Origin of the sequence: Bacteroides sp. MSK.18.37 (genome assembly GCF_019129155.2) — a bacterium.
Lineage (GTDB): Bacteria > Bacteroidota > Bacteroidia > Bacteroidales > Bacteroidaceae > Bacteroides > Bacteroides ovatus.
This window is the reverse complement of sequence record NZ_JAHOIB020000001.1, coordinates 1,943,760-1,956,042: the sequence shown is the minus strand read 5'-3', so window position 1 is coordinate 1,956,042 and position 12,283 is coordinate 1,943,760. Positions and strand designations below refer to the sequence as shown.

The following is a 12,283-nucleotide window of genomic DNA, read 5'->3' as shown; positions in this document are numbered from 1 at the left end:
TTTCTTTCTTCTGCATCTTTTTCTCTCTTGCGTGCGCCTACGCGCCCGCGTGTGATATAATAATGTGTCCCATGTGTACCGTTTCCGCCCGCAATCCACTTATGATAAAAAAATATGTTCTACAACATCATTATCCTTCAGCGCTTTAGCAGATTCTTTCAAAAAAACTTCGAAAAAAGAGTTTAATATATTTGGATTGTATACCAAAAGGGTATACTTTTGCACCCGCTTTCCAAGAGAAGAAAGCCTTGCAGAATTGACATAGTGAAAAAGCGAGATTGCGCTTAAAGAAAAGAACAAAAAAACTTCCGAAAAGTTTTGGAGTATAATAAATAAAGTTCTTATCTTTGCAGTCCGATTCGCAAAGAAAACGGTCTTTGTTTTTTTTCTTTTATACATTCTTTCCCTTTCGCATAGAGAGCCAGAGAAATTGAGTAAAAAGAAAGACTGAAAAAAAACTTCCGAAAAAGTTTGGTAGTTAAAAATAAAGCCCTTACCTTTGCACCCGCTTTTAAAACGAAAGCAACAAGTTCTTTGAAATATTGATAAACAATACAAGTAGTACAAGTAAAAAAAATAGAACCGTCAATACTTGTCTTATTCAGTAGCGATACAGTTAAGACTAATAGGTATTTGAATAAGGTCAATAAATTTACGGCGTCCTGAACAGAGCAAAAAGATCATCTTAACTGATGATAAAAAATACTTTTACAATGAAGAGTTTGATCCTGGCTCAGGATGAACGCTAGCTACAGGCTTAACACATGCAAGTCGAGGGGCAGCATTTTAGTTTGCTTGCAAACTGAAGATGGCGACCGGCGCACGGGTGAGTAACACGTATCCAACCTGCCGATAACTCTGGAATAGCCTTTCGAAAGAAAGATTAATACCGGATAGTATACGAATATCGCATGATATTTTTATTAAAGAATTTCGGTTATCGATGGGGATGCGTTCCATTAGTTTGTTGGCGGGGTAACGGCCCACCAAGACTACGATGGATAGGGGTTCTGAGAGGAAGGTCCCCCACATTGGAACTGAGACACGGTCCAAACTCCTACGGGAGGCAGCAGTGAGGAATATTGGTCAATGGGCGAGAGCCTGAACCAGCCAAGTAGCGTGAAGGATGAAGGCTCTATGGGTCGTAAACTTCTTTTATATGGGAATAAAGTTTTCCACGTGTGGAATTTTGTATGTACCATATGAATAAGGATCGGCTAACTCCGTGCCAGCAGCCGCGGTAATACGGAGGATCCGAGCGTTATCCGGATTTATTGGGTTTAAAGGGAGCGTAGGTGGATTGTTAAGTCAGTTGTGAAAGTTTGCGGCTCAACCGTAAAATTGCAGTTGAAACTGGGAGTCTTGAGTACAGTAGAGGTGGGCGGAATTCGTGGTGTAGCGGTGAAATGCTTAGATATCACGAAGAACTCCGATTGCGAAGGCAGCTCACTAGACTGTCACTGACACTGATGCTCGAAAGTGTGGGTATCAAACAGGATTAGATACCCTGGTAGTCCACACAGTAAACGATGAATACTCGCTGTTTGCGATATACAGTAAGCGGCCAAGCGAAAGCATTAAGTATTCCACCTGGGGAGTACGCCGGCAACGGTGAAACTCAAAGGAATTGACGGGGGCCCGCACAAGCGGAGGAACATGTGGTTTAATTCGATGATACGCGAGGAACCTTACCCGGGCTTAAATTGCAACAGAATATATTGGAAACAGTATAGCCGTAAGGCTGTTGTGAAGGTGCTGCATGGTTGTCGTCAGCTCGTGCCGTGAGGTGTCGGCTTAAGTGCCATAACGAGCGCAACCCTTATCTTTAGTTACTAACAGGTTATGCTGAGGACTCTAGAGAGACTGCCGTCGTAAGATGTGAGGAAGGTGGGGATGACGTCAAATCAGCACGGCCCTTACGTCCGGGGCTACACACGTGTTACAATGGGGGGTACAGAAGGCGGCTACCTGGTGACAGGATGCTAATCCCAAAAACCTCTCTCAGTTCGGATCGAAGTCTGCAACCCGACTTCGTGAAGCTGGATTCGCTAGTAATCGCGCATCAGCCATGGCGCGGTGAATACGTTCCCGGGCCTTGTACACACCGCCCGTCAAGCCATGAAAGCCGGGGGTACCTGAAGTACGTAACCGCAAGGAGCGTCCTAGGGTAAAACTGGTAATTGGGGCTAAGTCGTAACAAGGTAGCCGTACCGGAAGGTGCGGCTGGAACACCTCCTTTCTGGAGCGATGCCGTAACTGTCACAAAACGTGGCAGCCACTTAGAGACTTTAAAGGTTCTGTTTTTTGTACTACTGGTACTTGTTTATTTATAACATATAGATCAACCATCTATAGAAGTATAGATAGAGATAAACAAGAGAAAAAAGAAGCCGAGTCTAACATACAGGTAGACAAGGTTGAACTAGTCCTATAGCTCAGTTGGTTAGAGCGCTACACTGATAATGTAGAGGTCGGCAGTTCAACTCTGCCTGGGACTACCAAGCTCAAGAATGAGGAACAGGGAAAGCTAAAAGCTAAAAAACAAAATTCTTGAATAACCTCTTGGGGGATTAGCTCAGCTGGCTAGAGCATCTGCCTTGCACGCAGAGGGTCAACGGTTCGAATCCGTTATTCTCCACGATCTCTGAAAAAGAGAAACGATCTTTGACATGATGTACAAAAAGTAAAATTTTAGTAAGAGCTAAAAGTATATATCAAACCGTACGTGTTCGAGTACGCAATATTGATAGAAGGAAGCAATTCCACTACCAATACCAGTACGAGAATAAAACGTTTGAAAGAAAGTAAGCAAGGGCGCATGGCGGATGCCTTGGCTCTCGGAGGCGATGAAGGACGTGATAAGCTGCGATAAGCTTCGGGCAGGTGCAAATAACCTTTGATCCGAAGATTTCCGAATGGGACAACCCGTCATTCTGAAGGAATGACATCTTGCATAGCAAGAGGCTAACGCAGGGAACTGAAACATCTTAGTACCTGTAGGAAAAGAAAATAATAATGATTCCCCTAGTAGTGGCGAGCGAACGGGGATTAGCCCAAACCAATGTTGTTACGGCAATATTGGGGTTGTAGGACCACGATGTCGCAAGAAATTTAGTGAGAAGAACCCTTTGGAAAATGGGACCATAGACGGTGATAGTCCGGTATTCGAAGCTAAATGAAGCGTAGTGGTATCCTGAGTAGCGCGGGACACGAGGAATCTTGCGTGAATCTGCCGGGACCATCCGGTAAGGCTAAATACTCCCGAGAGACCGATAGCGAACCAGTACTGTGAAGGAAAGGTGAAAAGCACTTCGAATAGAAGAGTGAAATAGTCCCTGAAACCGTGCGCCTACAAGCGGTCGGAGCTGCTTCAGCAGTGACGGCGTGCCTTTTGCATAATGAACCTACGAGTTACTTTTTCCGGCAAGGTTAAGGATCTTGAGATCCGCAGCCGAAGCGAAAGCGAGTCTTAACAGGGCGATTAGTCGGAAGGAGTAGACGCGAAACCAAGTGATCTACCCTTGGTCAGGTTGAAGGTTAGGTAACACTAACTGGAGGACCGAACCGATAAGCGTTGAAAAGCTTCCGGATGAACTGAGGGTGGGGGTGAAAGGCTAATCAAACTTGGAGATAGCTCGTACTCCCCGAAATGCATTTAGGTGCAGCCTTGGGAATTACTACTGTGAGGTAGAGCGACTGATAAGATGCGAGGGCTTCACCGCCTATCAAGTCTTGATAAACTCCGAATGCGCAGTAGTTCGATCCCAGGAGTGAGGGCATGGGTGCTAAGGTCCATGTCCTAAAGGAGAAGAATCCGGACCATCAGCTAAGGTCCCGAAATAATTGCTAAGTTGAACTAACGAAGTCAGATTGCTAAGACAGCTAGGATGTTGGCTTGGAAGCAGCCATTCATTTAAAGAGTGCGTAACAGCTCACTAGTCGAGGAGTTTGGCGTGGATAATAATCGGGCATCAAGCAATTTACCGAAGCTATGGGATCAGTAATGATCGGTAGGGGAGCATTCCACTCTGCGTCGAAGGTGAAGCGTGAGCTTTGCTGGAGCGTGTGGAAAAGCAAATGTAGGTATAAGTAACGATAAAGGGGGTGAGAAACCCCCTCGCCGAAAGACTAAGGTTTCCTGATCAACGCTAATCGGATCAGGGTTAGTCGGGTCCTAAGGCTCAGCCGAACGGTGAGGCCGATGGCAGAACAGGTTAATATTCCTGTACTACCTTAAGGAGTGACGTGGAGACGGAGGAGTGACAGCGCCGCGGACTGACGGAATAGTCCGTTGAAGGGTGTAGATGTTGATTATCCCAGGCAAATCCGGGATAAGAGTCGAACCTGATAGTATACCAAATTCCTCGGAATAAGGTAATAGTGCGTGTAAGCATACTCCCAAGAAAATCCGCTAAACTTAATCTTTAAGGTACCCGTACCGCAAACGGACACACGTAGTCGGGTTGAATATACTAAGGCGCTTGAGTGATTCACGGTTAAGGAACTAGGCAAATTGACCCTGTAACTTCGGGATAAAGGGTCCCAACGAGAGTTGGGCGCAGAGAATAGGTCCAGGCAACTGTTTAACAAAAACACAGGGCTGTGCCAAATTGAAAGATTACGTATACAGCCTGACACCTGCCCGGTGCTGGAAGGTTAAGAGGAGATGTCATCGCAAGAGAAGCATTGAATTGAAGCCCCAGTAAACGGCGGCCGTAACTATAACGGTCCTAAGGTAGCGAAATTCCTTGTCGGGTAAGTTCCGACCTGCACGAATGGTGTAATGATCTGGACACTGTCTCAACCGTGAGCTCAGTGAAATTGTAGTATCGGTGAAGATGCCGATTACCCGCGATGGGACGAAAAGACCCCGTGAACCTTTACTATAGCTTAACATTGAATTTGGGTAATTGATGTGTAGGATAGGCCGGAGACTTTGAAGCAGGTACGCCAGTATTTGTGGAGTCGCTGTTGAAATACGGCCCTTTGATTATTTGAGTTCTAACTCGTAGATACGAGGACACTGTTTGGTGGGTAGTTTGACTGGGGTGGTCGCCTCCAAAAGTGTAACGGAGGCTTCTAAAGGTGCCCTCAGGACGATTGGTAACCGTCCGTAGAGTGTAATGGCATAAGGGCGCTTGACTGGGAGACAGACAAGTCGATCAGGTAGGAAACTAGAGCATAGTGATCCGGTGTTTCCGTATGGAAGGGACATCGCTCAAAGGATAAAAGGTACTCCGGGGATAACAGGCTGATCCCTCCCAAGAGCTCATATCGACGGAGGGGTTTGGCACCTCGATGTCGGCTCGTCACATCCTGGGGCTGGAGAAGGTCCCAAGGGTTGGGCTGTTCGCCCATTAAAGTGGCACGCGAGCTGGGTTCAGAACGTCGTGAGACAGTTCGGTCTCTATCTATCGTGGGCGTATGAAATTTGCGTGGCTCTGACACTAGTACGAGAGGACCGTGTTGGACTGACCGCTGGTTTACCAGTTGTGCCGCCAGGTGCATTGCTGGGTATCTAAGTCGGGATTGGATAAGTGCTGAAAGCATCTAAGTACGAAGCCAGCCACAAGATTAGATTTCTTAGGGTCGTCAAAGACGATGACGTTGATAGGATGCAGGTGTAAAGGTGGTAACATCAAAGCCGAGCATTACTAATTGCCCGTTCACTTTCTTTCGGACATGTACCGGTTGGGTATATACGTTTAGCTTTCTAGACACTGAAATTTTACTTTTCATCATGTCATAACCTTCTTCAGGTGGTTATAGCACGAGGGTTCCACCTCTTCCCATTCCGAACAGAGAAGTTAAGCCTCGTCACGCTGATGGTACTGCGTAACAGTGGGAGAGTAGGTAGCCGCCGTTTTTAAGAAGCCCCTTGATTCATTTTGAGTCAAGGGGCTTTCTGTTTTTTTATCACTTCTGAATTAGGGCCTTCTCTAAGGTCGGATAAAAGATAACCTCTTCTCTTCTTCTGCAAATAAAATAGCTGTATTTACTAATGCCAGATGTGAATATGCCTGCGGGAAGTTGCCCAACTGTTCTTTGGTTTCGAAATCAATATCTTCACTAAACAATCCGAGGTGATTGGAATATTTCAGAACTTCGTCAAACAGGCAGCGTGCTTCTTCTTTATGGCCGGTTACAAACAATGCCCGTATAAGCCAGAATGTACAAATCGTAAAAGCAGAAGTAGGCAACCCAAAATCGTCTTTGCTGTTATAGCGATACATAAGTCCTTTATGGAAAAGGGCTTTCTTGACTGCTTCCACTGTTTTATGATAGCGTATATCATCTGCTTCTATAAATCCATAGGGTTCCATCAATAGTAATGAGGAATCCATTGCTTGATTATTATATGTCTGTGTGAAGCTTTGAAGTTCCTTATTCCAGCCATATTTCATCACATCTTTCTTTATTTTTTCGGCTTCCAGTTGCCAACGTTCGCTATAATTATATTTGTTAAGCATTTGAGCGATTTTAGCTCCGCGATCTAAAGCTACCCAACACATCACTTTGGAAGAAACAAAGTGTTGTCCTTCTCCCCGGATCTCCCAGATTCCCTTATCGGGCTTTCTCCAGTTTTCTACTACTTTTGCTAAAATGGTCTTTACCATTTCCCACATGTCTTCAATTTCATCCAGTGTGCCGGGCATGAGGCGATAATATTGGTAAATCAGGTCCATCAGGTAACCAAAAGAGTCGTTTTGTTTCTGATGGTATGCATCATTTCCTATTCGTACAGGTTTGGAGTTCTTATAACCGGATAGATGGTCGAGTATCACTTCGGTTAGTTGGTGCTCGCCCCGGATGCCATACATAATTTGATAATCATGTTTGGAAACGAATGTGGATTGGATAAATTTCATAAAGCGTTTGGCTGCACCGGTATGTCCGATTTGAAACATGGTTTCGATGGACATGGAAGCATCCCGAAGCCAGCAGAAACGATAATCCCAGTTGCGCACTTCTCCTACAGCTTCCGGAAGGCTTGTCGTTAGTGCTGCCAGCACAGCTCCGTTGTGGTAGGACATTAGTTTCAGAACCAATAAACTCCGTTCGATTACGTCATTATATAGAGTGTATTTCTTGCTTCTGTCTGTCCAGTTCAGCCAATATACCAGCGTACGGCAATATTCTATTTTCTCCCTTTCTATGTCGATTGGGATCACTTTCTCGTTATAGGAGAGCAGGAGAAATTCGTCTTTCTCAAGAATGATTTCTTTTTTCTCTTTGATGTCCTGAAGAGACAGGGAAGCATATAAATATTGTCTGTCCTTGTTGTCAAAGGAGCAGTAGGATTCGATATACTGTGGAGTGATATTAAGGATCACTTGTCCCTGCGCATAGTTCGGGGCCGGATGATAGTTGATCTTGAAACGCGGTTTCCCTTTTATCCAATGTATGTAGCGGTATAATTCGGCAGGTAAATAATGCCCTGTTTCGTCTTGTGAACGATAGCAGGGCATATAGTCGAGCACTACGAATTCTCCTTCATCGGAGGAGAATTGGGTAGAAAGAATATTGGTGTGGGGGACATAATTTTGTGTGATGCGATAGTCTCCGGAAACTTCGAATCCGAAAGCTCCTCCTTTCTCCCGGTCGAGCATACTGGCAAAAATAGAAGGAGAATCGAAATCGGGAAAACAGAGCCATTCGATATTTCCGTTCTGCGAAATGAGAGCTGCCGTTCGGCAGTTACCTATCACTCCATAATTTAAATTATTCATATTGATTGCTTTTTATTGAGTTTTTAATAGATCTTTGAGAAAGTCGAAAGCGAAAGTCAGGCGATTCTTAATACTTCCTTCTTTTGTGGCAGTTTTTTGTTTGCCTAGTAAAGACCGTAAGAAAGGAAGTACGTCAGATTGGGCAGACAGGTGATAGTTGGCGGCTTCGGATACGCTACCTATTTTAATGGCGATACGCTCATCGGCAATGCCTGAAACATATCTTCATCTGTAGTGTCGTCTCCCATCGCTATAACAAAATCATAACGTCTGTTGGCTAGCAGACGACCCACCTCGGAACCTTTATTGCAATCCGGTGATTTGATTTCGATCACTTTATTTCCTTGTAGAATTTGTAGTTTCTGCCGGGTACAGAGCGAAATCAGTGTGTTGACGAGTTGTTGGGCTCTTAATGTGCCGAGCCATGCGTCACTTTCACGATAATGCCATGCCAGGGCAGTTTCCTTCACTTCCAGATGGGAACGGGGAGTACGGTCTACAAACATTTGAAGAATAGAGAGAATACCTGCTCCCCATTCTTTCTTCTTTATGTTTTTATGCCAAACCCCGTTCTCTTTGTAGAAAGCCCCATGTTCGGCAGCCATAGACACAGGAAGGGAGCCAAGCCATTTTTCTAATGTAAAGTGATCCCGCCCGCTATTGATAACAATATGATTGGCGGGATCGCTAGCCAGTTGTTGTAGAATAGAAATGAGTTCCGGTGTAGGTTGTGCATCCTCGGGACGTGGTTTGAGAGCCGTCAGTGTACCATCATAGTCCAGCAGAATCAGGCGTTGTTTGGCTTGGTTATACTTGAGCTTGATTTGTGCGATGGTGGCAGCTACGATGCGTTTTTTCCGTAACATATCATTTTTCATACATGTCGCGTTCAGTTCATTGACAAAGTCGGCTGCCCATTTGTTGACTGTCTGTACGGACAGAATGCTTTGCATACGTTGCAGGCGTTGTTTTTGTTCCTCTTCGGGCATTTCAAGTGCCTGGCAAATAGCATTTTCTATTTGTTCTGTATCGTTCGGGTTGATTTGGATAGCGTCCGTCAATTCTACGGCGGCACCTGCCATTTCGCTAAGGATAAGTACACCGGGATTGTCGCATTTGGTAGCTACGTATTCTTTGGCTACCAGATTCATTCCGTCCCGAAGTGGAGTGACGAGGGCTATGTCGGCCACATAGTACATGGCAGTCAGTTCTTCCAGTGAAAAGCCATGATAGAAATAACAGACGGGAGTCCAGTTCATTGTGGAGTAACGTCCGTTGATAGAGCCGATTTCTTCGTCAATTTTTGTTTTTAGTTCCGCATAACTGCCTACATGGTCGCGTGAAGGGACAATGACCATTGCCAATGTAACTTTACCGTGATATTCAGCATGATGTTCGAGGAAGGTGGCAAAGCCACGAAGACGGTGCAATATGCCTTTGCTGTAATCCAGTCTGTCTACTGACAGGATCAGTTTATGCTCGCCGAAAAGTTTCCGGGTACGTTCAATAGCTTGGTGCACTTCTTTATTTTCCGAGGCCTTATGATAAGATTCATAGTTGATTCCCATTGGTAATGCCTCTACTCTGGTCACCCGGTTGTTGATCTGTACTTCATCCAATTTAAAATCGAGATGTAATACACGTTCTACAGCACTGATGAAATGACGCATATAGTCGTGGGTGTGGAAAGCAATGAAGTCGGCTCCTAATAAGCCTTTCAGTATCTCGGCGCGCTCCGGCAGAATACGAAAAAGTTCGTAGGAAGGGAACGGGATATGATGGAAATATCCGATACAGAGTTCCGGATATATTTTCCTCAACATTCCCGGAAGTAGCATCAACTGATAATCCTGTATCCATACTTTGTCGCCGGGACGTACCAGTCGGCAAATCTCCTCACAGAAAAGACGGTTGACTTGCTGGTAGGATTGCCAAAAACAGTTCTTATATAAGGTATAAGCATAAAAGTAATGGCATAAAGGCCAGATAGTACTGTTACTGTATCCTTCGTAGTAATTTTCAATTTGCTTTTCCGACAAGAAGACCGGATGAAAATTCATTTCCTGTAGTTTCTCGTTAATCTCCTGTTGGTCCTTTTCTTCATTGGCACATATTCCGGGCCAACCTATCCAGTGCTTCTCATAAGAAGTCTGAAGAGAATCCAAACCTGTTGCCAGTCCGCCTTCGCTACGCGAAAATGCGAATTTACCGTTTGTGCCGGCTACTTTGACAGGTAATCTGTTTGCAATAATATAAAGTTTCATATCTATCTCTTTGCAAAGCATATACCAATAGACCTATATTAGTTGTTAATCTCTTATTATCAGTGTATTATAAGTATTATGTTTCCTTCTCTTGCCTTTTCAAAATGAAAATCCCCCTTTCAAAGTGGTAATTTGCTTATTTTTTCTCTTCTGAAATTCCGGAAAAGTACAAAGCTTTTCAAAATAGAATCCTTTTTTCAAAATGGAAGGGTATGTTGGATGGATAGAAAGTTTCTTGTGATGTGTATTTTGTTGAATATTAGTCTGTTATCTGCTGTGTGTTTTTTGTGGCACGCATTTGGCATGAAGGGTGGCGAGTAAAAAAATAATAGTAATCATTTAAAAGGTAAAAACATGGGAATAACACTATCATTTATTTTCTGCCTGTTAAGCGGTTTCGCTTGTTTCTGGCTATTTTGGAAATGTGTAGACTGGTTTGAAAATATTTAAAGAAAAAGGAGAATTGATTATGTACACAGCATTATTCGTATTAGGTATTGCGATCTTCGGTTATTTGATGTACGTGCTCGTCAAACCCGAAAAGTTTTAAAGTAACACACACAGTTTAAGGTAAAAAGTATATGAATACAGAAATTTTAGGCGTGGTTGTTCAGATAGCCTTGATGGTGATTCTGGCTTATCCACTGGGAAAATACATTGCTAAGGTCTACAGAGGAGAAAAGACCTGGTCTGATTTTATGGCTCCTATCGAAAGAGTCATTTATAAAGTTTGTGGAATCGACCCCAATGAAGAAATGAACTGGAAACAATTCCTGAAAGCATTGTTGATTTTGAATGCTTTCTGGTTTTTCTGGGGAATGGTACTCTTGGTTTCACAAGGATGGTTGCCCTTAAATCCGGACGGCAACGGACCGCAGACTCCGGATCAGGCATTTAATACCTGTATTAGTTTTATGGTGAACTGTAACTTGCAGCACTATAGCGGTGAAAGCGGACTGACTTATTTTACTCAACTGTTCGTCATCATGCTATTCCAGTTTATTACCGCAGCAACAGGTATGGCTGCTATGGCAGGTATTATGAAGAGTATTGCTGCAAAAACAACCAAAACAATTGGTAACTTCTGGCAATTTCTGGTAATAAGCTGTACACGTATTTTATTGCCTCTTTCTCTGATTGTAGGTTTTATCTTGATTCTCCAGGGAACCCCGATGGGATTTGACGGTAAGATGAAGGTAACTACGATGGAAGGCCAGGAACAAATGGTTTCTCAAGGTCCTACGGCTGCGATTGTTCCTATCAAACAATTGGGTACAAATGGTGGTGGTTATTTTGGTGTAAACTCTTCTCATCCATTGGAAAATCCTACTTATCTTACTAACATGGCAGAATGCTGGTCTATTCTGATTATTCCGATGGCAATGGTATTTGCATTGGGATTCTATACCCGTAGGAAGAAATTGGCTTACAGTATTTATGGGGTAATGCTTTTCGCTTTTCTGGTCGGTGTGTGTATTAATGTCAATCAGGAAATGGGTGGTAATCCGCGCATCGATGAGCTGGGAATTGCACAGGATAATGGTGCGATGGAAGGTAAGGAAGTACGTCTGGGAGCTGGAGCAACCGCGTTGTGGAGTATTGTAACGACCGTAACTTCCAATGGTTCTGTGAATGGTATGCATGATTCTACTATGCCTCTGTCCGGTATGATGGAAATGCTGAATATGCAGATTAATACTTGGTTTGGCGGTGTAGGTGTAGGGTGGATGAACTACTATACATTCATTATCATTGCAGTGTTTATCAGCGGTTTGATGGTGGGACGTACACCGGAATTCCTCGGTAAGAAAGTGGAAGCCCGCGAAATGAAAATCGCGACGATTGTAGCTTTGCTTCATCCGTTTGTAATCTTGGTGTTTACGGCTATCTCAAGTTATATTTATGCACATCATCCGGATTTTGTGGAAAGTGAAGGCGGTTGGTTGAATAATTTAGGATTCCATGGCTTGAGCGAGCAACTTTATGAGTACACCTCTTGTGCGGCCAATAATGGTTCCGGTTTCGAAGGTTTGGGCGATAATACTTATTTCTGGAACTGGACATGTGGTATTGTTTTGATTCTTAGCCGTTTTATCCCTATTGTGGGACAGGTTGCCATTGCAGGACTATTAGCACAGAAAAAGTTTATACCGGAAAGTGCCGGAACATTGAAAACAGATACGGTCACTTTTGGAGTGATGACATTTGCTGTAATCTTTATTGTTGCCGCTCTGTCATTCTTCCCGGTACATGCGTTGAGTACAATTGCTGAACATTTGAGTTTGTAAT

At 44.0% G+C, this 12,283-nt stretch carries 3 protein-coding genes, 2 tRNA genes, 3 rRNA genes and 1 pseudogene; 7 read left to right on the top strand and 2 right to left on the bottom strand.

Going from position 1 to position 12,283, the window contains the following annotated elements:
* Positions 1–710 precede the first annotated feature (710 nt).
* From KSX81_RS08295 to rrf, 5 genes are all read left to right on the top strand, one after another.
* Positions 711–2,239, top strand: a 16S ribosomal RNA gene (locus tag KSX81_RS08295).
* A gap of 185 nt (positions 2,240–2,424) precedes the next feature.
* Positions 2,425–2,501: transfer RNA gene (locus tag KSX81_RS08290), tRNA-Ile, on the top strand.
* Positions 2,502–2,564: 63 nt separating this feature from the next.
* Positions 2,565–2,638: transfer RNA gene (locus KSX81_RS08285), tRNA-Ala, on the top strand.
* 160 nt (positions 2,639–2,798) lie between these two features.
* Positions 2,799–5,678: ribosomal RNA gene (locus tag KSX81_RS08280) — 23S ribosomal RNA — on the top strand.
* A 77-nt stretch (positions 5,679–5,755) separates the two neighbouring features.
* Positions 5,756–5,866, top strand: a 5S ribosomal RNA gene (rrf, locus tag KSX81_RS08275).
* Together the 16S, 23S and 5S rRNA genes with 2 tRNA genes alongside form the textbook arrangement of a ribosomal RNA operon.
* Before the next feature lie 73 nt (positions 5,867–5,939).
* Here rrf and KSX81_RS08270 read toward each other — a convergent pair.
* On the bottom strand, positions 5,940–7,730 hold the full coding sequence (locus tag KSX81_RS08270) for a glycoside hydrolase family 15 protein (protein ID WP_004323567.1): 1,791 nt from the start codon (positions 7,728–7,730) through the stop codon (positions 5,940–5,942).
* 12 nt (positions 7,731–7,742) lie between these two features.
* Positions 7,743–9,994: pseudogene (locus KSX81_RS08265) on the bottom strand (bifunctional alpha,alpha-trehalose-phosphate synthase (UDP-forming)/trehalose-phosphatase).
* A gap of 469 nt (positions 9,995–10,463) precedes the next feature.
* Here KSX81_RS08265 and KSX81_RS29100 point away from each other — a divergent pair.
* Positions 10,464–10,544, top strand: a complete 81-nt coding sequence (locus KSX81_RS29100) for a potassium-transporting ATPase subunit F (RefSeq protein ID WP_073343870.1) — start codon at positions 10,464–10,466, stop codon at positions 10,542–10,544.
* Between the two features lie 31 nt (positions 10,545–10,575).
* On the top strand, positions 10,576–12,282 hold the full coding sequence (gene kdpA / locus KSX81_RS08260) for a potassium-transporting ATPase subunit KdpA (protein ID WP_004299017.1): 1,707 nt from the start codon (positions 10,576–10,578) through the stop codon (positions 12,280–12,282).
* Position 12,283: the final 1 nt, after the last annotated feature.